The following is a 21893-nucleotide window of genomic DNA, read 5'->3' as shown; positions in this document are numbered from 1 at the left end:
AGTTTATCATATTAAAAAAAAAGCTGTAAGTTCTTTTCAGGGAAGCATCTCCGGGAATTTACTCTAGAAGCTTGTTAGCGAATATTAGATTAAATTTAAATAACTATCTTCTGATTTTTTGACAATGGTTGAAGTACTTCCAGGGCTTTATTTACAGATTTAATATGATCGAAAATTAAAAGTAGCCTAAGCCCGTTACGGGTTTGTTTTTCTTTAAGTGTACATGTTTCATTATGCTGTTGTGCATAGGTAAGAACGTTTGAAAATTCCGGGCTTTGGAAAAAGGCAGACTCCTGATCTGAAATAAAGTAGCCCAATAGTTTTTCTTTTTTTAAAACTACTTTTTCTAATCCAATACCAGTGGCAATCCACTTGATTCGTACTGAGTTTAGCAAATCCTCTACCTGTGTTGGATACGCGCCAAATCTGTCAAGTAGTTGAGACTCGAATTTTTGAAGTTCTTCTTCAGTTTTAAGGGTATTTAATTCGGTATAAAGGTTTAATCGTTCTGTGGTGTTATTAATATAATCATCGGGGAACAGTAATTCAAAATCTGAATCTAACTGTGTATCCTTTACAAATATTTTTTCCTTTCCTTCAGTTTCCTCATAAAGGTCCTTGAATTCATTTTCTTTTAATTCCTCAATAGCTTCGGACAATATTTTCTGATATGTTTCAAAGCCAATTTCGTTTATAAATCCACTTTGTTCGCCCCCCAACAGGTCTCCTGCACCTCTAATTTCCAGGTCTTTCATTGCTATATTAAAACCACTTCCCAATGCGGTGTACTGTTCCAATGCCTCAATTCGCTTCCTTGCATCGGGAGTCATTACCTCATATGGGGGTGTAATAAAATAACAAAAGGCCTTCTTATTACTTCGGCCAACACGTCCCCTCATCTGATGCAGATCACTTAGTCCAAAGTTATTTGCATTATTAATAAAGATGGTATTAGCATTTGTCACATCCAAACCACTTTCTACAATGGTAGTAGAGACCAACACATCAAATTCCCCGTTCATAAAAGCCAGCATCAAAGTTTCCAATTTCCTGCCCTCCATTTGGCCGTGGCCTATACCTACTTTTGCATCAGGCACCAACCGCTGTATCATTCCTGCAACCTCCTTAATATTTTCTATTCTGTTGTGAATAAAAAATATTTGCCCGCCTCTTTGAATTTCATAGGATATGGCATCACGTATTACTTCTTCATTAAATTGTGTTACATGACTTTCAATTGGATACCTGTTTGGCGGTGGTGTGTTTATAACAGATAAATCCCTCGCCGCCATTAAACTAAATTGCAGCGTTCTTGGAATAGGAGTAGCCGTAAGCGTAAGAACGTCTACATTCTCTTTTATTGATTTTAATTTGTCTTTTACTGCTACTCCGAATTTTTGTTCTTCGTCAACTATAAGCAATCCCAGGTCTTTAAACTGAACATTTTTGCTAGCCAATTGATGTGTGCCTATAATGATATCTATTTTGCCTGATTGTAATTCATCAAGAATTATACGCTTCTCTTTTGCAGTTCTGAATCGGTTGAGATAATCTACTTTAACCGGCATTTCTTTCAATCGTTTGGAGAATGTTCTGTGGTGTTGAAAGGCAAGGATAGTGGTAGGTACCAACACCGCCACTTGTTTTCCGTTTTCTGCCGCCTTGAATGCCGCCCTTATGGCAACTTCAGTTTTTCCAAACCCAACATCGCCGCAAACCAGCCTATCCATAGGCCTTTCACTTTCCATGTCTTTTTTGATATCTTCTGTAGCAGTGCCTTGATCGGGGGTGTCCTCATAAATAAAAGAGGCTTCCAGCTCCAGTTGCAGGTAGCTGTCTGGTGCGTATTGAAATCCTTTGTCCAGTCTTCTTTTAGCATATACTTTAATAAGATCAAAGGCTATTTTCTTTACTCTCGACTTTGTCTTTTGTTTAAGTTTTTTCCAGGCTGCAGATCCTAATTTGTAAATTTTAGGGACAGCTCCATCCTTTCCATTGTATTTGGAGATCTTGTGCAATGAATGAATACTTACATAAAGAATGTCGCGCTCACCGTACATTAATTTAATGGCCTCTTGTTTTTTGCCTTCTACATCAATTTTTTGAAGCCCTCCAAATTTGCCTATCCCATGGTCTATATGGGTAACATAGTCGCCTATTTCCAGTTTGTTGAGGTCTTTTAGGGTAATGGCCTGTTTTTTGGCATAACCATTTCGCAAATGAAATTTGTGATAGCGCTCAAAAATCTGGTGGTCTGTATAACATGCAACCTTGAGGTCATGGTCTATAAAACCCTGATATAATGGAAAGACTTTTGTTTTATAATGTACATTTTCATCTACTTCATCAAAAATGTCATGGAACCTTCTGGTTTGTACTTCCGAAGAACAGAAAATATAATTTTCATAACCCTGGAGGTTGTTCTCATTGAGATTAGTGATAAGTAAATCAAATTTCTTGTTGAAAGAAGGCTGAGGTGTAGTATTAAAATCTAAATGCTCAGAATTTGGAATATTATCAAAACCACCTAAAGTAGCAAGGGTAAAACTTGTTAATTGTTCTTTAAGCAAGTTGGAATTAGTAAATAATTCTTCGGGTTTTGATTGTTTTATGTCAGAATTGAGTTCTACAAATGCCTTTTGCGCTTTTTCAAAAAACAAATCAATCCTGTTATATATTAATTCAGGGTTTTTTAAGAATATGACGGTATCTGCACTAATATATTTCAGGAAGCTTTCACGACTTTCATTGAGGTGTTTTTTTTCAACATTGGGAATTATTCTAATCCTGTTAACCTGGTCGGTTGATAATTGGGTTTCTACGTCAAAAGTCCGGATACTCTCTACTTCATCACCAAAAAATTCTATTCTGTAGGGTTCATCATGCGAAAAGGAAAAAACATCCAGGATACCACCGCGTACAGAGAATTCACCAGGCTCAGTAACAAAATCGACCCGTTTGAAATGGTACTCAAAAAGCACTTCATTTAGAAAGTCCAATGAAAGCGTATCAGACTTATTTATTTTCAGGGTGTTTTTGCTCAGTTCTTTTCTGGTGACAACTTTTTCAAAAAGCGCATCGGGGTAGGTAATGATAACGGCAGGTTTTTTACGAGAATTTATGCGGTTCAAAACTTCGGCCCTAAGTAATACATTAGCATTATCGGTTTCTTCAATTTGGTAGGGCCTTCGGTAGCTTCCCGGATAGAAGAGCACATCCTTTTCACCTATGAGTTGTTCAAGATCGTTAAGTATATATGCGGCTTCTTCTTTATCATTCAAAACCAGGAGAAAAGGTCGGTCTATTTTATTGAAGATTGCAGAGGTTATAAAGGAAAAAGAAGATCCGCTAAGGCCATTTAAAGTAATATTCGGCCGGTTTTGGACAATAAAATCCTGCAGTTTCCTGAGTTGAGGAGACTGTGCATACAGTTGCTGCAATGAAGATTTGGTCAACCGTTAAATTTTTTGCAAATATAAATGCTGAATGTATGGCAGACCAAGATTTGGCTCAAATTTTTATAATAATGTCATCCGCAATGGCAAAAACTTCATCTTTCTCCGCTTTTTTCATGGTGTAAGTTCCTGTAAATTTGCCGAATGCAGGAAGTATTAATTGGTCTTGAGTCTTGAAAAAACAGGGAAGGCGAAGTGATTGTTTTCCTCTACCTCTAAGCTTAATTGCCGGATGAATATGACCTGAAAAATTGAAATATCCTTGTCGCTCTTCCGGATGATGAGTGAGCAGAAATTTTTCTGAGGTTAACTCTGATACTACCTGAATTCCAATTCGCTCATATCTCAGAGGTGAAATAATATCGTGATTGCCCCTGACTAAAATAAATTTCAACTCAGAATTCTTAACCCATTTTTCAAAGAGTTCCCATTCCCGGTTTAAAGAAGAGTGAAACAAATCACCTAAAAAACAAACCACTTTGGGATTAAAAAATGCGATAGTTGAATCGAGTAATTCAAAATTTTTGTAAATGGCACTCTGAGGTACTGCTGCACCGAATTTTCTAAAATGGGAGATTTTACCCAAATGCACATCACTGATCAGAAGGATGGCCTGTTCCTGCCAAAAAAGGGTGCCACTTGGATGCAGGATGAAATTCTGATCTTGAATTTGAATGGTTTGGGTCATCTTTTCAAAGATAGAGAATGTAATATTTATGAGATAAATGAATTCTTATTCGAATTGCCATTTCACTGATCTTTCATTTGCTTTTGGTTAAAATGGCCGCCATTCTTTTGATACGGTCCGCCAGCTTTTCGCTGGATAGTTTTTCCCTCAATCTGTCCGTGATTAATGGGAATGAGAAGGGTGTAGGACTGGTACAAGACCTCCACACGATGTCTTGCCCGGCAATACGTTCCAGAGCAATTCGCAAACGACCTTCCTCCAACTGATGCTCAAAAGTCTCTCTGAACGCCTGCTGAAACAATAGGTTATCCGATTCATAATCCCTGAAAACATCAAATAAAAGTTGCGAATTACTCTGCAAATGCTTCATTTTGATACCTTTTTCCGGGTATCCTGTAAAAACCATTCCACTAATCACCGCAATGTCACGGAACTTTCGACGCGCCATCTCGGTTGAATTCAAACTTTTTTGAAGATCATCAATCAAGTATGAGGTCGTAAATAAATTGTTATCAAGAACCTGTTGCATATCCACTTCTTTATCCGACAAGAGTTCAAAGCCATAGTCATTAAAAGCAAGGGAAAAAGTAATCGGAGATAACAGGCTAATTCTGTAACTCAGTAAACTGCCCATCGCCTCATGTACAAACCGGCCTTCAAAGGGATAAAAAATATGATGGTAACCTTCCTGAGTTTGAAAGGTCTCTATTAAAAATTCATCGGGTTTAGGGACAATACTTTCCAATTGCTGTCTGGTAAAGATGGAGTTTAGCGCCCTAATCTCAGGAGACTGATCTTTTGGGTCCAATTGAACTGAATAAAGTTCCTCTCTCAATAATTTTGACATCTGTGCAGATAGTGTTAATCTACCACCCATCCATGCCGGGACCTTGGAGGATTTTTTGGATGAATTTCGCACCTGAGCCTGCATTTCCTTTATGCGAATAAATTCAAGATTTCTCCCTGCAAAGGTAAAAACATCACCCTGCTTTAATTTGGAAATAAAAGATTCTTCAATGGTTCCTATATAGCCTCCTTTTTGATAACGAACAGTAATATTTGCATCGCTAACAATGGTACCTATCTGAAACCTATGCCTCATGGCAACCCCACGATTGGTAACTTTGAATTTTCCATTTTCATCCACCTCTACCTTTTTGTATTCGTCATAGGACTGCAAACTTTGACTGCCCAAAACAATAAAGTTTAAAAGCCAGTGCCATTCATCGACTGTGATGCTTTGATAACAAAAGGTTTGCTTAATTTCCGGAAAAATCTTCTCCGGTAAAAATCCATCTGAGACTGCAAGAGTTATTAAGTATTGGACCAGTACATCAAAACTATTTAGATAGGGGATCCTGTCTTCAACTGCTTTCTTTTCTGCAGCTTTTTTCAGCGCGGAAGCTTCCACAAGCTCAATAGCATGGGTAGGAAGGAAATATATAATGCTTTCTTCTCCCGGTCTGTGACCGCTTCTTCCCGCCCTTTGCATAAACCTTGCAACTCCTTTAGGACCACCAATTTGAACTACGGTTTCCACAGGGGCGAAATCTACTCCAAGATCCAGGCTGGAAGTACATACCACAGCTTTTAGACTTTCATTTCTTATGGCTTGTTCTACCCATTGCCTTGTTTCCTTATTAATACTTCCGTGATGCATAGCAATTTCGCCGGCCAATTCCGGATGTTTTTCCAGGATTTTTTGAAACCAAATTTCACATTGACTTCTGGTATTCGTAAATAGTAGGGTTGTTCTGCTATTATTTATTATGGGAATAACTTCATCAAGCAAGCGCAGGCCCAAATGGCCCCGCCAGGGAAAAGTTTCCATCTCTTTGGGAATAATACTCTTTACGGTGATCTTTTTTTTGAGATTTGCTTTAATAAGCACAGAATTTTGGTGAGCAGAAGATTCCGGACCCAAAAGTACTTCCCGGGCCTGCTCAAGATTGCCAATCGTAGCGGAAATACCCCAAATACGTATATCTTTTGCAATTCCCTTAAGTCGTGATAATCCTAGTTCTGTTTGTACGCCTCGTTTGGTACCCAGCAATTCATGCCATTCATCTACCACAATCGCAGAACAGTTCTTAAAAATTGTATCATATCCTTTTGTGGCTAAAAGCAATTGCAGACTTTCTGGGGTGGTGATAAGCAGGTCGGGCATAATTCTCCGTTGCCTGGCCCTTTCGGAAGTTGAAGTATCTCCTGAACGTATACCTACGGTAAGTGGAGTATCCAGATCCTGTATTACTCTTTCTGCAGATTGCTTAATTTCCTGCGACAAGGCCCTTAAGGGGGTAATCCAGATTGCTTTAAGTCCTTTATTATGTTTAGTCTTATAATCAGGATTATTTTTGATATAGTTCAGGATTATAGGAAACCACAATGCATAGGTCTTACCACTCCCGGTAGGAGCGTTTAGAAGACCGTGTTTTCCGTTTAAAAAGGCTGACCAGGTTTTTAGTTGAAATGGGTGAGGCTTCCAATCTTGTTGCCTAAACCAATCTTCTGCCAGATTATAAAGTTGTTTTTTTGTCATTCTTTCCTTTCTGGCTTTTGATCTTTTATAGGGGGTTATTCCTTTCCTGCATGAGATTTTGCTTTCAACACAAAATGAGCCTGCGGATAGCTTAGTGAATTTACAAATTTCTCTTAGAAACCAATCAGGAATATAGAATCCCAATTTGAAGAGATTTGTTAAATATTTTGAATATTTATTAAAAGTATAACCTTTAAAAAAAGTATCTTTACAGCTTAAATCAGTACTGTTTTATGGCTATAATAGATTTATACTTTCATAGTGAACATCGTCGAAATTTAGCACATTTTGCCTCTTTAGCATCCCTTGCTGCAGCTGATGGCGAAGTTAATCCTAAAGAAAAAGGTCTATTAGACCGTTTTGCCCTTAAACTTGATATTTCCAATGAGGAATATAGAGAAGTTATGAAGAAATCTAACAAATATCCCATAACTCCTTCAAACAGTTTAGAAGAACGCCTTGAACGCTTATACGATCTATTTAAATTGATATATGTGGATCATATGGTTGACGATGAAGAAATGGTCTTGCTAAAGAAATACGCTATAGGATTGGGATTTCCAGTTAAAAAGGCCAACCGCATAATAGAAAAGTCCGTAGCCATATTTAATGGAAGGTTTAATTTTGATGATTATCTGTATATCCTAAAGCATTAGGAAATAAATAAAAATCGAAAGAATTACCCTTTTTGTAGGGCCATAAATTCCTCCGCTTTTTCTACCATTTTAGGGCTGCCACAGAAGAAAGGTACACGTTCGTGTAATTCTGTTGGTTGTATTTCCATAATTCTTGTAAAACCATCACTGGCTTTTCCATTTGCCTGCTCTGCTATAAAGGCCATAGGGTTGCATTCGTAGAGAAGCCGTAATTTACCATTAGAAGCAACGCTGCTTTTTGGGTACATATAAATACCCCCTTTTATCATATTTCTGTGAAAATCTGAAACCAGAGAACCAATATATCTTGAAGTGTATGGTCTGTCATCTTCTTCTAATTGGCAGTATTTGATATAATCCTTTACTCCCTGATGAAAATGAATATAGTTACCTTCATTCACCGAATATATTTTACCCGTTTCCGGATACTGCATATCCGGATGAGAAAGATAGAACGTACCTATGGCCGGATTTAGAGTAAAACCGTTAACACCATGTCCGGTAGTATATACGAGCATAGTTGAGGTGCCATAGATTATATAACCTGCCGCTACCTGGTTAATGCCTGGCTGAAGAAAATCTTCAAGGGTAACAGGGGTTCCAACAGGAGTAATTCTTCGGTATATTGAGAAGATGGTACCCACAGAAACGTTTACGTCAATATTAGAAGAACCATCTAAAGGATCAATAAGGACAACATATTTATTCTGATGTTTTTCATCATGGCTATTAATGCTTATAAAATCGTCTTCCTCCTCCGATGCGATACCGCAAACGATTTCCCTGTTTTTTAAGGTCTGAATAAATTTTTCATTTGCAAGTACGTCAAGTTTTTGCTGATTTTCACCCTGGATATTCGTGTCTCCTGCCGCTCCGAGGATATCTACAAGTCCTGCCTTATTAACCTCATGGTTTACTACCTTACAGGCAAGTCTTATGGCGTTTATCAGTCTGGAAAATTCCCCTGAAGAGTATTGGAATGAAGTCTGATTTTCAATGACGAATTCACCAAGAGTTTTATTTTTTTTATCCATGAAGGAAGGTTGTTTTATTTGAGTACAAATATCGGTTATTTTGTTAAACTATAAGGTTTTCGTAAACGCATAATATTTTAAATTTATAACTTTGTGTTTGATTTGTAACAGTTATGGAATATCAAATAAGGAAAGCAGTGGCAGAGGATATGCCGGCAGTTTTGGAATTAATAAAAGAACTGGCAAGATTCGAAAAAGAAGCGAATGCCGTTGAGATGACAGCAGAGGGTCTGGTAAATGACGGATTTGTTAATGAGAAATTATTTCATTGTTTCGTTGGGGTAATGAATAACAGGGTTGGAGGGATGGCATTGATATATCCCAGGTATTCAACCTGGAAAGGTCCTGTGATACATTTGGAAGATTTAATTGTTTCGGAAGCCTTCCGAGGAAGTGGCCTTGGTACGGCCCTGCTTGATGAGGTTGTAAAATTTGGAGCGAATTTGGGCGTTAAACGTATATCGTGGGATGTACTCGACTGGAATGAACCGGCCATTGATTTTTATGAAAAGAAAGGAGCCAGGGTATTGCGCGATTGGGATGTGGTGCATTTAGATGAAAGAGGTATTCAGGAATATTTAAGCAAGTTATGAGAGTATTTAAGTTTGGAGGAGCATCTGTTAAAGATGCTGAAGGAATCAAAAATTTAGTTAAGGTCCTTGAGGAGACAGGACATCAGAACACCTTTTTAGTGGTTTCGGCAATGGGAAAAATGACCAATGCAATGGAGGCTGTAGTTAAAGCGTATTTTGATAATAAGGTGGGATTAAAAAATGCTTTTGAGGAAGTAGTCTTGTATCACCAAACTATACTGGAGGACTTATTTGAAGATAAAAAGCATCCGGTTTATCAAAAGGTTGCTCTTCTTTTTGAAGAAGTACAAGGCTTTTTAGCCTGGAACAAATCTCCTAATTACAGTTTTGTTTATGACCAGGTAGTAGGATATGGGGAATTACTTTCAACTACCATAGTGAGTATGTACCTAAATGAAGTTGGTATAAATAATTCCTGGATGGACATTCGAGATTTTATAAAGACTGATGACAACTATAGAGATGCGAGGGTAAACTGGGAAAAAACACAACAGTTAATTTCAGAGGGTGTAGAAAAGAATAAATTATATATCACACAGGGGTTTTTGGCTAGTGACGATAATAATTTTACCACAACACTTGGCAGAGAAGGTTCTGATTATACTGCTGCCATTCTGGCCTACTGTCTCAACGCCAATTCTGTTACAATATGGAAAGATGTACCCGGAGTTCTTAATGCAGATCCGAGGTATTTTGAAGAGACAAGTCTTTTAAACAAAATATCTTATCGCGAGGCTATAGAACTGGCTTTTTATGGGGCATCTGTAATCCACCCCAAGACCTTACAGCCACTGCAGAGAAAGGAAATACCACTGCACGTAAAATCGTTTATTAATCCTAAAGATACCGGCACTACAGTTGGCAAAGGTATAAAGATTGAACCTGAAATACCTTGTTTTATCGTTAAGAAGAACCAGGTGTTGATGAAACTCTCATCCCTGGATTTTTCATTTATTGTTGAGGACAGTATAGGTGACCTCTTTAAATTGCTTCATGATTATAAAATGAAGGTAGACCTTATTCAAAATTCCGCAATTAGTTTTTCCGTTTGTGTAGATAATAAGTTTAACCGGCTTAATGATTTATTGGATCAACTATCTGGTAAGTTTAAGGTAATCTGTCAGGAAGACGTTTCTTTGTATACCATTCGACATTTTAATACAGACGCCATAAAATCATTGCAAAATGGAAGAGATGTTCTTTTGGAACAACGCGGTAAAGAAACTTTGCAATTAGTAGTAAAGGAATAAACAAAAAGGGATTTTTTTCCTATGTTAAAATTGGGGTGCTCTCTCAGTGATTTTCCTATATTTACTCATATATAGTTACACAATCTATGGGTTTAGTTACCATTAAAGAAGTTACCAAAGCAATAAATCTCCAGCGGTATGGTTTTTTCGGAACATTCATGGGATGGATCCTGGTAAGGTTAACCAAATTGTCAGACATTAATAAGTTTTATGACAAGCATAAACAATTGGAAGGACCTGAATTCCTCGAAGCCATCCTGGAACATTATGAAATAAACTTTGAAATTCCGGAAGATGATATTAAACGATTACCCAGGGAGGGGGCCTATATAACTATTAGCAATCATCCGCTGGGAGGAATTGATGGGGTTTTATTGCTGAAGTTAATGTTGCGACAAAGACCCGATTTCAAGATTATTGCTAATTTTTTACTTCACAGGGTAGAACCACTGGCTCAATATATCATGCCTGTGAATCCTTTCGAAAACCACAAAGATGCCCAAAGCAGTATTGCCGGTTTCAAAAGTGCTTTAAGCCACTTAAGGGATGGACACCCCCTGGGGATATTCCCGGCAGGGGAAGTATCTACATATAAAGATGGGAAACTAATAGTTGACAAACCCTGGGAGGAATCATCTTTAAAACTTATTCGAAAAGCTGAGGTGCCTATTGTCCCCATTTATTTCCATGCAAAAAACAGTAAATTATTCTATCATTTATCTAAGTTCAACGATATTTTCAGGACAGCCAAATTACCTTCTGAAGTTACTACTCAAAGAAACAGGGCCATCAAAGTAAGGATAGGGCAACCCATTAGCGTGAAATCGCAGAAGGAATATGAAAACCTGGAGGAGTTTTCAGAACTTTTGCGTAAAAAAACATATATGCTCGCAAATGCGTATGAAAAAGAACGCTTGATAGATCAGATACCCACCTCTTTAAAAATACCAAAACCTCCAAGAAAGATAGCAGGGGAAATAAGGACAGAGGTAATACTAGGCGAATTAGAAAAATTAAGAGAGAAGGATTGTCGTTTATTGCAAAGTAAGAATTATGAGGTATTCCTGGCCCAGGAAAAAGATATGCCTTTTATTCTTAAGGAAATAGGAAGACAAAGAGAACTTACATTCAGGGCAATAGGCGAGGGCACCAATAATTCTATCGATCTGGATAAATTTGATTATTATTATCACCATTTATTCTTATGGGATAACGATGAAAAAAAAATAGTAGGTGCCTATAGAATGGGGATGGGTTCCGAGATATTTAAGAACTACGGGATTGATGGTTTCTATCTACAGGACCTGTTTGGGTTTGAACCTGAACTGTACGGAATGATGCGCCAGTCAATTGAAATGGGCCGCGCCTATATTGTTAAGGAATACCAGCAAAAACCAATGCCTTTGTTTTTGCTTTGGAAGGGAATAGTTCATACCACGCTAAGACATCCTGAACATAAATTTTTAATAGGAGGTGTTAGTATAAGCAACCAATTTTCAAACTTCTCCAAATCCCTTATGATAGAATTTATGAAATCAAACTATTGGGATCCATATGTAGCACAATATATCAGGCCGAAAAAAGAATTTAAAGTGAAATTAAATGATGCGGATAAGGATTTTATATTTGATGAAACGGAGGCAGATCTCAATAAATTTGACCGTTTAATTGATGAGGTTGAACCCGGCAGCCTTAGGTTACCAGTACTTATAAAAAAGTATATTAAACAAAATGCCAGGGTAGTAGCATTTAATGTTGACCCGTTATTTAATAATTCGGTAGACGGCTTGATGTATATAAAAATAGCAGACTTGCCAGAGAGTACGGTAAGGCCTGTGATGGAGGAATTTCAGGCAGAGTTGGAAAGAAAACTTACTGAAAATAGCGAGACTTCCTAATTTAATCCCTTCTCTTCAAATCGTTTACAAAAACCTTTTAATTTATACCTACAGTTTTACTTCGTCTTTCAAATAGTAAATTGTCTTTCCAAACCCCGTCCAACTGGCCTATCCTTTTGCGTTTACCCAAATATCGAAATCCTACTTTCTCATGAAGTTTGATGCTACCCTTATTTTCCGGAAAAATGCCAGATTGTAAAGTCCAGAAACCTTCCTTTTCACTAGCGGGAATAAGTTCTTCCATAAGAAGTTTACCAAGACCGAAACCTCTTGCTTTTTCTGCTACATAAACACTTACCTCGGCAACACCACCATAAACACACCTGCCAGAGACCGGGGATAGTGCTGCCCATCCTGCGACTTTATCATCTCTTAATGCAACTAATCTGCATCTTGAAATATGATTTCTGTTCCATTGCTCATAGGAGGGAACCTCCTTCTCAAATGTTGCAAAACCCGTATCAATGCCTTGCTTATAAATTTGAGCAACTGCCGGCCAATGAGCCTCGGACATTTTCCTAATTAGGAAGTCGGGCTTCGTTAAATGGTTTATGGACATCTTGGCTATATTACCGAATTACTAACAGCAACCTCCACCTGGAGAACAACAGACTTCTTTTTCCGCATTAACTTCAATGGGGACCACACATTCCTCTTTTGCCTTACAGTCTGTTTTTTCCACGGAAAGTTTAATAAGTAAACGGTCTTCATGTATTTCGTATTCATCAATAAATAGCTGAGCGGTGTGAAAGTTAGCATTGCTATATTCAATCTTAAGCTCGGCTTCCAATTCCATTGGTTTAATTCCGTTTACCCTGTTAAGAATTTGAAGTGCTTTAGAAACAGACATATACTTAGTCTTGTCTAATTCGGACGGACTTTCCCAGAGTTGAACTATGGTTTCTTTCCAAAAGTCAGTTCCTGCTCCACAATCCACAGAGTCAACCACAATATTTTTTACCTCGGTAAGGTGATAGTTGGCGCCCACCAGAGACCCTTTGTTGTAGTCAAATACTAATTCTTTACTTCCGTTATCCCTTAGGAGAGATAAAAATTCTTTTGTTTTCATTAATTTGTTTTTAGCAACAGTTCACATTTGTTTTATTAAAGAAGTCATTAATTATCGCTTGTATTTCCACCCATTTCTTTTGGTTGATGCAATAACAGACCCTTTTACCACTTATTTCACCCTCAATTAAATCAATGCTTTTGAGTTCCTTTAAATGCTGGGAAATGGTAGGTTGTGCGAGTCCTATTTCTTCAACAATATCGTTACAAATACAGTCTTTCTGACAGCTAATATGCTGTAAGATCGCAATCCGGGCCGGGTTGGCCAATACCTTTAATATGGTAGCCAATTGATTTTGTTCGGCAGTAAATATTTGCGTTTTGGTTGTTCCCATTACATATTTATATATTGCAATATTACGATAATAAATGCAATAAAAAAAGTCAGATCGTAAAAAACCCGACTTTTTAGATTTTAGAACCAGGGCTTTCTACCCACCTGGTAGGTGTTATAGAAATCCTCATCAGACTTGGTGAGGTAAATAATACCTTCTATTAATCCAATCATACCACTGATCCATACCATGAATATACCTATACCAATGCAACTAAGCACGAAGCCAACAATGGTTATTCCCAACAGGATAAATCCTTCCTTCTGATACCCTAATATAAACTTATGAACTCCAAAAGCACCTAATACAATACCGAGTATCCCTGCAAGTATTTTTTTGTTTTCTGCTTCAGTTACCCCTTTCACGCCCTCAGAAAATTCATCTGCAGTTTTCTTGGCGTCCTCAGTGAAATCACTGGCAGCTTCTTTAGTTTCTTCTGCAAATTCTTTAGCAGATTCTTTGGCTTCATCTGCAAACTCTTTAGCAGATTCCTTGGCTTCTTCGGTAAATTCCTTGGCCTTCTCTTTGGCTTCTTCAGTAAATTCCTTGGCTTTCTCTTTGGCTTCCTTGGCTTTCTCTTTGGCTTTACCTTTAGCTTTATCAAAGGCACCCTCTGCTTTGTCTTCAGGATCCTTATTTTCTTCTGACATGATTATTTTGTGTTGGTTAATACTCTCTTAAATGTAGTAATTATTTTGGTATCAAAGAAATGCTTTATCCACTGGTTCCCAAAGCTCTAGCTTATTGCCTTCCGGATCCAGGATCCATCCAAATATTCCATACTCATATTCCTCAATTTCTCCAACAATGGTAACACCTTCCTTTTTTAAAGCGGCTAATAATTCTACCAAATTTTCTACCCGAAAATTCATCATAAATTCTTTTTTGCTGGGTTTAAAATAGGAGGTATCTTCTTTAAAAGGACTCCATTGTGTAGAACAATCATTTCCTTCCTTATCTTTCCACCAGAAGGTGCAGCCGTATTGGTCCGTATTCAATCCTAGATGATTTTTATACCAGTCCTTTATTTTATCAGGATCTGCAGTTTTAAAGAAAAACCCACCTAATCCGGTAACTCTTTGTTTCATAATAAATCGCTTATTTTTTCCAGGCCTGTTCGTAAATAGTTATCCATTGTTCAACAGTCATCTTTGATGCTAATTCACCTATTAAAGAATAGGGAATATGATTTATGTTTTTAAAACGAATACAACTTTTACCCATATCTAATTTGGTTTTTACATGTTTAGGATATGCCGAAACAAACCATTTTAACAAACCTTTATTGCTATAAATTCCCATATGGTAAAGAGCTATGAAGTTTTTTTGCGAAGCAATATTTATAAATGGTAAAGGAAGCACGGGATTCGTATGGTATCCATCCGGGTATATTGCGTGAGGCACCACGTACCCTATCATCCCATAGCTCATAACTTCCTGAAAACCCTCAGGAAGGTTTTTTAAGATAGTTTCACGTAACTTCATTATGGGCTGTTTCCTGTCCGGAGGTAATTCGGCAATATACTCTTTAGGCGTTTTGGCATTTGATTGCATAGCTGTTCTATTTTCGTTGAAATACTAAGGCCCCTATCAAAGAAACTACTATACCAATACACAACACAGTAATGTACATAAGCATAGCCATAAATGCACTGCTGTATACCGGAACTTCACCTTCATTCCCTATCCCTTGCAAACATTATATTTATAAAATCAAACCCTTTGTTACTCAACGAAATTATCAAGCAATAGAGTTGTATTTTATATTTAAGACTTTTTCTTTTTTTTGCCCTTTTTGTTATCCTTATTAATAATATTTTGGACAGCCTTTCCAGGAACAATTCTGGTAAACCCATGAATTAATCCTTGAACAATATAATTAATAGGTGATCGATATACGTTTCTCCTCGACTGATACGCCGCTACAAGATAATTGTGCTTACCGGGTAAATTATTTGCCCGAATTGCAGTATTGGCAACTGCAGAAAGCAACACTTTCTTCTTAGATTTATCCTTGCTCTTTTCGCTAGTCAATTTCACATGTAAGTCACTATAATCAAATACCAGATTGTTTTGGGATTGAACTGCACCGGCATTCATATGAAACTGAATTCGGCTCATTTGTCCGGTTACCATTTCAACGCCAGCCAGGGGTTTTAAGGTTGGGTTTAAGCTGGTCATATCCATTGCTCCAACATCTACGGCTAATGAAAATGTTTCTTTATCATATGGAACGCTTAAATCAATATTAATTCCAGCCTTACCAATTAGGCTGGCACTAATTGTTGCGTCTAACTGACCTTTATTTATTTGTTCTTTGGGTATGTTAGTGACCTCAGTAATAGTTCCATTAATTTCCTGAAATTTAAGCGATCCTGATTCACTTTTTTTAACTCCAAGTTCGCCATAGGTTACCGAAGAATTGGAAATTTGAATGGAGTCTATAAGAATTTCCATGGGAATTGAGTTAATAATACCTTGAAACATAGGTTTAACTACATCCGGAGGCCTGGGAATATTCTTATTTCTTTGCAGTTTAATGTTCAGTTCGTCAATGGAAACCATTTGGGCTACAATATCTAATTGTGTATAAAATTTATTTGAATGCTCAAACTTATGTATACCAATTTCTTTTACATTTAACTCAATGATATCGTTTTGGACCCCCGCACGCTTACTAACTTCAATCCAATCGATAGAATAGCCCAGGGAAATATCACTCAATAAAATCTCCTTCTCTTTCAGGTTGTAATGAAAATGACCTAATTTAATATCTGTATAGTCGTTGGGTTTGAATGTTACACTATCCAGATCTACATTTATATTACCGACTTGAAATGGTATCAGGTTTTTAAATTTCAAAGAATCAGTTTCTATTTCGGTAGCCAGTATATTTAATCGCTTTACCTGACCTTTTATACCTTGTGAATCAGGATCTCTTAGAATAATAGAACCATTTTGAATGCGAAAATGCTTTAGATCTGCACGCGATAATATATCACCAAACATTTCCTGAAACCCTTTGCCACTGGTACTTTTAGTAGTGTCTGCACTAAGTGTGACTTCAAATAACGGTTGTTCAAAAGCAATCTCATTTAAATTCAATTTTTTTCCAAACAAGAATTTTCTCCATACTATCCCTTTAATGGTAGCATAATCTACATGCCCAATAATTACGGTTCCTTTTCCAGGGTTTAAAGGTACAATACTAACATCGTGTAAAGTTACCCCTTTAAAAAAGGTGCCTAAATCAAAATCAGAATACGTAATGTTGTAAGCTCTATCAGGATTTGAATTTAATCTAGCCTGGAATGTCGATTCCAACCTCCATTCAAAACCCTTCATCATGATAAATAATATCCCAAGAACTATTAGAACCCAAATAACAATCTTTTTCATATTATTATAAGTTATTTTTTCTGTTTTACTAATTTACGGCCTTTTGATGAACAATGTTTTATTGCATAATCAATCCAATATAAATACAAGACGCGTTACAAGTCCGTGGTTTGAACCTGTTTGTCCTGTGCGATCAAGTGTTGAATACCTGTAGTTTACATTAGCCTGTAAGGCTGAAATAGGACTCCAATTTAATCCAAGTGAAAATGTGTCCATTTTACCACCATCAATACCATTATCGGTCAAATCAATGGATGACCATCGGCTGTAAACTTCCAACTCACCCCAGCCCCCTGAATTAATTCCATTGGCGACCTTAACTCTTTTGAAAGTACCACTTCGTTTATTATATTGACGCATTTCCCCGGTAATTACATAAGAAGCCACTACATAGTACCCCTTAAAACTGGGGTCATTGAAGGTAGAAGAACGGACATTGGATTGGATATACTCACCCAATAAAATGAAAGGTCCTTTTCTCCATGCCATTTCCAACCCATAGTGAAAAGTTGATTCTGCATCATCAAGCAGGTCGGTATCAACCGAAACCGGCCCACTGAAAATCTCAGTTTTTGTTTTATAGCGAATCCCTCCTGCCGCATTGGAATACCGACCTGCTATCCCAAGGTGTAAGAGATTGCTTTCATCTTTGGTGATAAATGGCAGTCCTGTAATACGCCCTGTCAGGACCGTGGGATTGTCAGAAAAAGATCGATCTGTCTCAATCCAGTTGTTAAATACTCCGGCAGCCCAGGTCATTCGTTCCTTCACAAAGGTATTATTGATGACGATCCCAATATTTCTGGCTGGCAAAAGGCCATCTGCAACTGACGCCCGCTCCTGCTGACTGGGTTCGTATATCATGGCTGATAATCTTGAAACAGAAAAAGTTTCCTTTGTTTTTCCCAGGCTCAATGTAGCTGATCCTACAGGAATATCTACTCTGTAATCATAAAGTACAAATTCACTTAGATCACCTTGCTTAAAACCCCGATCAAAAGCACGTGTACCAAAAGTAAAAAGATACATCCAGGGTTTTTTGAAATTGAAGGTGCCGCCTAAACCGGCCCGAAACCCACGGATGGAACCTCCTTTGAATTCGCTGAGATCACCTACCTGTTCTTCATTTACCGGTTCATCTGAAAGCCAGCGCGTATTTTCCATAAGAATAGCGCCTCCGAACACTGCAGTAATTGGCTTTGTCCTGAATACATTCCATTTTCGTTTATTTTGATAGGATAAGGGCAAAGCCACGGCTGGTGGTGCATACGATTGCCAGCCACTTATTTGCTCTTGAGAATCAACATCAATCCGGATCAACTTATTCAAAACAACTTCTCCCTTAGAAACAGCGAATACTGCAAATGATTTGGTGTCGAGCAACACGTCATCATTTATTCGAGGATCCTGATCGAGGATAATAAACGCTGCCGGGTTTCCCACTTCAAGTTTGCCAAGAATATATCCCCCATTAGCATCAAAAGCAATATCAGCTTTGGTCATGGCGATCTTATCCTGAGTCACCATTACAAGTTTCTTTTGATCAATGAGAATACTGACGACCACATCCCCGGTTTTTCCTGCCTGATCGATCACCGTTACATTCCGGATCATGATCTTTTGCATATCATTTATCATATCTTGTGTAATCCCAAAAAAAGGAATCATCATCAGAATTGCTGCATAGAGAAACTTAGTTTTTACCATTATGATCTATTTGGTTTTGCATGGCATAAGAATATTAGCCGATTGCGGGCTTCAATCCTTTCAAGTTGAAAGAGAGTTGAAGCGGGCTACTACATTTTATTTTACTGCTATTTCCATTATTATTTTTATACATTGTTAGCTGTAGATTTTTTAAAACCAATTCTTTCTTTTGAAGTAAATTATCATTACAATAAATACGATAATCATTATAAACCAGGCTCCAAAATATCCCCATTCCCAGTTTAATTCGGGCATATTTGAAAAATTCATCCCATAAACACCAGCAATAAAAGTCAAAGGGATAAATATTGTGGCTACAATTGTTAGGATTTTCATTACTTGATTCATTCGATGTCCCTGAACCGAAAAAAACAAATTTATGCTGCTTTCCAATCTCACTTCAATGTACTCACAATCATCAATAAGAGATAAACAAAGGTCTCTTAGTTCATAGAAATATTTGATGTGTTTTTCATGTATGAAACCAAATTTTTCTCTTTCAATTTTTGTTACAAATTCTTTTATTGGAATGATCGTCTTTTTTATCTGATGAATTTGTCGTTTATAAAGCTCAATTGTTTTTAAGGTAAAAGGTGATGGGTCAGTTTCTGTGTCAACAAGTCCCAGCTTTTCAATTTTACCATCAATATCATTTACTGTTTTAAAGTAGTTATCCAAAATTGATTCAAGTAATAAAAACAATAGATAATCGGAACCACGTTCACGTATTATTCCTGCTTTATTCCTTAGTCTTTGTCTGATATGATCGAAATAATCTGCCTTTTTTTCTTGAAATGAGACTAAGAAGTTGCTCCCCAATATGAAACTTAACTGTTGCTGTTCGATTAGTGAATTATTTGTAGGAATAATAGATTTTAAAGTAAAAAACCAATGTTTTTCAAATTCCTGGAATTTCGGTCTCTGATTTACATCGAGTATATCCTGAATTGCCAGATCATGAACCCCCAACTTACTGCAAATGTTTTTTATCTTTTCAACATCATGTATTCCATATACATTGAGCCAATATTGATATTCATTTTGTTGAAAACCGTTGAATTCCTTTTGAATATAATCTGAATCTTCAATACATTCCGCTTGATTGTATTTGAATAACTGAAGGCTGAGTGTTTCAGTATATTTAACCCCAGTAAAGATTGGGACTGAGGGATTTGTCTTTTTCCTATTTAGAATTTTTCTCATCTTATTTTAAGTCCTTTTTGTAAACAATTGTTCTGTAAGGAAATGGGATTTCAATACCTTCTCTGTCAAATCTTTGTTTTACAGATTTTAAAAGATCACAGCTCATGGAAAAGGCATTACTAATATCTGCAGCCCAGAGATATGCTTTGATATCGATTGAAAAGTCAGAAAGTGAGATAACACGAACAGCTACCACAGGAGCGTTATTAGAAATTTCTTCTTTAGTTCGATTGTCAATTAATAACGGGTGATTTTGCGCTTCATCCCGTATGATATCAATTGCCTTGTCAATATTAGAATCGTAGCTAATTGAAAATACCACATGCTTCCTTATTTTTTCATCTTTAATATGACTATTAATAATAGTTTCATCACTTATGACACTATTTGGAATTACAATTCTCTTGTTTTCAAAATCTTTGATCAAAATATGCCTGAGCGTAATCTCTTCAACAGTACCCCTTAGGCCATCTTTAAATTCAATGATATCAGATACTTTTACAGGTTTAAAAATTAAAATAAAAACACCGCTAATTATATTAGACAATGCACTTTGTGATGCAAACCCAATAACAACAGCTAATATACCTGCACCCGCAAAAAGGGCAGTTCCAAGTGACTTTAAATATGGTATTTGGGAAAAGATAAAAATTATAGCTGCTGTGTATATTATAAATCCAACTGAATTTTTAATGAATAAAAAGTTCGTAGGGTCTGTTTTTAATTTCTCCGCATAATTCTTAATATATGCACTAAGCAATTTCCTTAAAATTAGTGATAGAACAATAGCAATGGCTAAAGTTATAACTACCAATAAAATGTAATTCATCGTTTCTTTACTCATTGCTATTGTCTTCTTTTAAGTTTATAATTACTATTAATTTATGTTTAGCTTATTTAACTTCCAACGGCTTAGGAAATTTCCAGTTTCCATCTAAAATATTTGTTCCGTCAACTGCCTGATTCCTTCTTTTTAAACAGGTTTGGAATCAGTATAATTTGCAACTGAAACATATTGGTTTTAAAGTTTTGCTTGAGCCCATAGGACCCCGTATACTTTGCATTGGTATATAAATTGGGCAAGAACCAATAACTAATTCCTAAACCGAATACACTCATCTGATCTTTAACCGAAGGATCCCAATAGACGTCACTACCAGAATCTTCACCCATTTGCCAGGCGTGTCCACCCTGTAGCGTTACTTCAAGCTTTTCAGATAAATACTGGCTGATGCCGTATTCCATAATAAACCGGCTTCCCGGTCGTACGTCAGCATCTTTTATGTTTCCGTGAAATTCATAAGAGGGCATAAACATGAAAGCAGTAGATTTGTCTGGTTTGGGATAATAATAAGAAGCCATTTGAATGACGTGTGACCAATAACCAAGACCGATATTGTCATCGGCACCTGTTTCATATCTTCCGGTAGGAGCATAAAATAAATATCCGCCGGTAAAATCGAATTTATCCAATGTCCAGGATAACATAAGGGGAGAAACGGTTAGGTCTCCAAAACCGGAAGCACCTCCTTCAACAGTCTTACCATTTAGTAATTCACCGAGGCCAACCGTTGCTTTTGCGGTAGTATAATTTGGAGCTGCAATAAAAAGATATTGGGCATTACCTAAGAAGGGAAGATTTGGTGATGCATAAACGAGCATAAGACTATTAATGTAGCCCGAGATATCAATATCCAAGGGTATAGTATTTCCCAGGGGGCCTTCTATCGTATTTACTTTGTTTCCATTTCGGTCGTAATAGGAATTTGCATTTACAAATATGTTGTAGTCAAAAATAAATAGTCCGTCTTGGCCCGGATTTGCATAATCACGAACGCCATTGATACCAGGTACATATCCACCAGATTGAGCAGGGGATACAATTTGAGCCTTAGTATTCAAAATGCCCAGCACCATAAAAATTGTAGTTAGAATAATGCTTTTTGTTTTCATTCGTTTTCTTGACTTAGTTTGTTAGCTACAAACAGAATATTCATCTGTAATCCAGCTATTTTAAATGAAGCCCAAGGCTTAAGTATAAAGGGCATTTTCCTGCCCGACCGGC

19 protein-coding genes are annotated in these 21893 nt (G+C 37.0%); 4 read left to right on the top strand and 15 right to left on the bottom strand.

Going from position 1 to position 21893, the window contains the following annotated elements; genetic code table 11:
- Positions 1–95 precede the first annotated feature (95 nt).
- The 3 genes from mfd to ABJH90_RS06835 form a co-directional block, all read right to left on the bottom strand.
- Complete coding sequence (gene mfd / locus ABJH90_RS06845) at positions 96–3455, bottom strand: transcription-repair coupling factor (RefSeq protein ID WP_348137827.1); 3360 nt, start codon at positions 3453–3455, stop codon at positions 96–98.
- Positions 3456–3510: 55 nt separating this feature from the next.
- Complete coding sequence (pdeM, locus tag ABJH90_RS06840) at positions 3511–4143, bottom strand: ligase-associated DNA damage response endonuclease PdeM (RefSeq protein ID WP_348137825.1); 633 nt, start codon at positions 4141–4143, stop codon at positions 3511–3513.
- A 73-nt stretch (positions 4144–4216) separates the two neighbouring features.
- A complete protein-coding gene (locus ABJH90_RS06835; RefSeq protein ID WP_348137823.1) occupies positions 4217–6685 on the bottom strand; it encodes a ligase-associated DNA damage response DEXH box helicase in 2469 nt (822 codons plus the stop codon).
- Positions 6686–6918: 233 nt separating this feature from the next.
- On the opposite strand from ABJH90_RS06835, the gene ABJH90_RS06830 reads away from it, so the two are divergent.
- On the top strand, positions 6919–7341 hold the full coding sequence (locus ABJH90_RS06830; RefSeq protein WP_348137821.1) for a TerB family tellurite resistance protein: 423 nt from the start codon (positions 6919–6921) through the stop codon (positions 7339–7341).
- Between the two features lie 23 nt (positions 7342–7364).
- Here ABJH90_RS06830 and fbp read toward each other — a convergent pair whose 3' ends face one another.
- A complete protein-coding gene (gene fbp / locus ABJH90_RS06825) occupies positions 7365–8375 on the bottom strand; it encodes a class 1 fructose-bisphosphatase (protein WP_348137819.1) in 1011 nt (336 codons plus the stop codon).
- A 113-nt stretch (positions 8376–8488) separates the two neighbouring features.
- Between fbp and ABJH90_RS06820 the strand changes: the two genes are divergently transcribed.
- The 3 genes from ABJH90_RS06820 to ABJH90_RS06810 all read left to right on the top strand — a co-directional run bounded on the left by ABJH90_RS06820 (position 8489) and on the right by ABJH90_RS06810 (position 12116).
- Entirely contained in the window at positions 8489–8968 is a 480-nt protein-coding gene (locus ABJH90_RS06820) for a GNAT family N-acetyltransferase (RefSeq protein WP_348137817.1), read from the top strand.
- Positions 8965–10218, top strand: coding sequence for an aspartate kinase (locus ABJH90_RS06815; protein ID WP_348137815.1), 1254 nt, complete (start codon positions 8965–8967; stop codon positions 10216–10218). Before ABJH90_RS06820 ends, ABJH90_RS06815 begins: the two co-directional genes overlap by 4 nt.
- A gap of 86 nt (positions 10219–10304) precedes the next feature.
- Entirely contained in the window at positions 10305–12116 is a 1812-nt protein-coding gene (locus ABJH90_RS06810) for a lysophospholipid acyltransferase family protein (protein ID WP_348137813.1), read from the top strand.
- 37 nt (positions 12117–12153) lie between these two features.
- On the opposite strand, the gene ABJH90_RS06805 is transcribed toward ABJH90_RS06810, so the two are convergent.
- The 11 genes from ABJH90_RS06805 to ABJH90_RS06755 form a co-directional block, all read right to left on the bottom strand.
- Entirely contained in the window at positions 12154–12675 is a 522-nt protein-coding gene (locus tag ABJH90_RS06805) for an N-acetyltransferase family protein (protein ID WP_348137811.1), read from the bottom strand.
- Positions 12676–12696: 21 nt separating this feature from the next.
- Positions 12697–13185, bottom strand: coding sequence for a DUF6428 family protein (locus ABJH90_RS06800; protein WP_348137809.1), 489 nt, complete (start codon positions 13183–13185; stop codon positions 12697–12699).
- Between the two features lie 10 nt (positions 13186–13195).
- Positions 13196–13519, bottom strand: coding sequence for a metalloregulator ArsR/SmtB family transcription factor (locus tag ABJH90_RS06795; RefSeq protein WP_348137807.1), 324 nt, complete (start codon positions 13517–13519; stop codon positions 13196–13198).
- Positions 13520–13599: 80 nt separating this feature from the next.
- Complete coding sequence (locus ABJH90_RS06790) at positions 13600–14169, bottom strand: NINE protein (RefSeq protein WP_348137805.1); 570 nt, start codon at positions 14167–14169, stop codon at positions 13600–13602.
- Between the two features lie 51 nt (positions 14170–14220).
- The gene (locus ABJH90_RS06785) at positions 14221–14607 is read right to left on the bottom strand and encodes a VOC family protein (RefSeq protein ID WP_348137803.1); all 387 of its coding nucleotides are present in this window, start codon (positions 14605–14607) and stop codon (positions 14221–14223) included.
- A gap of 10 nt (positions 14608–14617) precedes the next feature.
- Positions 14618–15073: a DUF1801 domain-containing protein gene (locus ABJH90_RS06780; RefSeq protein WP_348137801.1), complete on the bottom strand. Its 456-nt coding sequence runs from the start codon at positions 15071–15073 to the stop codon at positions 14618–14620.
- A gap of 213 nt (positions 15074–15286) precedes the next feature.
- Positions 15287–16918 carry a DUF748 domain-containing protein gene (locus tag ABJH90_RS06775; protein ID WP_348137799.1) on the bottom strand — a complete coding sequence of 544 codons (1632 nt, stop codon included), beginning with the start codon at positions 16916–16918 and terminating at the stop codon, positions 15287–15289.
- A 69-nt stretch (positions 16919–16987) separates the two neighbouring features.
- Positions 16988–18625, bottom strand: coding sequence for a porin (locus tag ABJH90_RS06770; protein WP_348137797.1), 1638 nt, complete (start codon positions 18623–18625; stop codon positions 16988–16990).
- Positions 18626–18775: 150 nt separating this feature from the next.
- A complete protein-coding gene (gene corA, locus ABJH90_RS06765; RefSeq protein WP_348137795.1) occupies positions 18776–19828 on the bottom strand; it encodes a magnesium/cobalt transporter CorA in 1053 nt (350 codons plus the stop codon).
- A gap of 1 nt (position 19829) precedes the next feature.
- The gene (locus ABJH90_RS06760) at positions 19830–20672 is read right to left on the bottom strand and encodes a mechanosensitive ion channel family protein (protein WP_348137793.1); all 843 of its coding nucleotides are present in this window, start codon (positions 20670–20672) and stop codon (positions 19830–19832) included.
- A gap of 107 nt (positions 20673–20779) precedes the next feature.
- Positions 20780–21781: a transporter gene (locus tag ABJH90_RS06755; RefSeq protein WP_348137791.1), complete on the bottom strand. Its 1002-nt coding sequence runs from the start codon at positions 21779–21781 to the stop codon at positions 20780–20782.
- Between the last annotated feature and the right edge of the window lie 112 nt (positions 21782–21893).

Source organism: Eudoraea sp. (assembly GCF_039969275.1).
In the GTDB taxonomy this organism is placed as follows: domain Bacteria; phylum Bacteroidota; class Bacteroidia; order Flavobacteriales; family Flavobacteriaceae; genus Eudoraea.
Note: the sequence above shows the minus strand (reverse complement) of the source record. Positions and strands in the feature narration are given on the sequence as shown.

Bases quoted from the DNA above. Each gene is read 5' to 3' on its own strand.
- ABJH90_RS06755 (WP_348137791.1), bottom strand. From the start codon at position 21,781: ATGAAAACAAAAAGCATTATTCTAACTACAATTTTTATGGTGCTGGGC.
- ABJH90_RS06780 (WP_348137801.1), bottom strand. From the start codon at position 15,073: ATGCAATCAAATGCCAAAACGCCTAAAGAGTATATTGCCGAATTACCT.
- ABJH90_RS06795 (WP_348137807.1), bottom strand. From the start codon at position 13,519: ATGGGAACAACCAAAACGCAAATATTTACTGCCGAACAAAATCAATTG.
- ABJH90_RS06820 (WP_348137817.1), top strand. From the start codon at position 8,489: ATGGAATATCAAATAAGGAAAGCAGTGGCAGAGGATATGCCGGCAGTT.
- ABJH90_RS06790 (WP_348137805.1), bottom strand. From the start codon at position 14,169: ATGTCAGAAGAAAATAAGGATCCTGAAGACAAAGCAGAGGGTGCCTTT.
- ABJH90_RS06810 (WP_348137813.1), top strand. From the start codon at position 10,305: ATGGGTTTAGTTACCATTAAAGAAGTTACCAAAGCAATAAATCTCCAG.
- ABJH90_RS06815 (WP_348137815.1), top strand. From the start codon at position 8,965: ATGAGAGTATTTAAGTTTGGAGGAGCATCTGTTAAAGATGCTGAAGGA.
- ABJH90_RS06800 (WP_348137809.1), bottom strand. From the start codon at position 13,185: ATGAAAACAAAAGAATTTTTATCTCTCCTAAGGGATAACGGAAGTAAA.
- ABJH90_RS06760 (WP_348137793.1), bottom strand. From the start codon at position 20,672: ATGAGTAAAGAAACGATGAATTACATTTTATTGGTAGTTATAACTTTA.
- ABJH90_RS06785 (WP_348137803.1), bottom strand. From the start codon at position 14,607: ATGAAACAAAGAGTTACCGGATTAGGTGGGTTTTTCTTTAAAACTGCA.
- pdeM (WP_348137825.1), bottom strand. From the start codon at position 4,143: ATGACCCAAACCATTCAAATTCAAGATCAGAATTTCATCCTGCATCCA.
- fbp (WP_348137819.1), bottom strand. From the start codon at position 8,375: ATGGATAAAAAAAATAAAACTCTTGGTGAATTCGTCATTGAAAATCAG.
- ABJH90_RS06775 (WP_348137799.1), bottom strand. From the start codon at position 16,918: ATGAAAAAGATTGTTATTTGGGTTCTAATAGTTCTTGGGATATTATTT.
- corA (WP_348137795.1), bottom strand. From the start codon at position 19,828: ATGAGAAAAATTCTAAATAGGAAAAAGACAAATCCCTCAGTCCCAATC.
- ABJH90_RS06835 (WP_348137823.1), bottom strand. From the start codon at position 6,685: ATGACAAAAAAACAACTTTATAATCTGGCAGAAGATTGGTTTAGGCAA.
- ABJH90_RS06770 (WP_348137797.1), bottom strand. From the start codon at position 18,625: ATGGTAAAAACTAAGTTTCTCTATGCAGCAATTCTGATGATGATTCCT.
- ABJH90_RS06805 (WP_348137811.1), bottom strand. From the start codon at position 12,675: ATGTCCATAAACCATTTAACGAAGCCCGACTTCCTAATTAGGAAAATG.
- ABJH90_RS06830 (WP_348137821.1), top strand. From the start codon at position 6,919: ATGGCTATAATAGATTTATACTTTCATAGTGAACATCGTCGAAATTTA.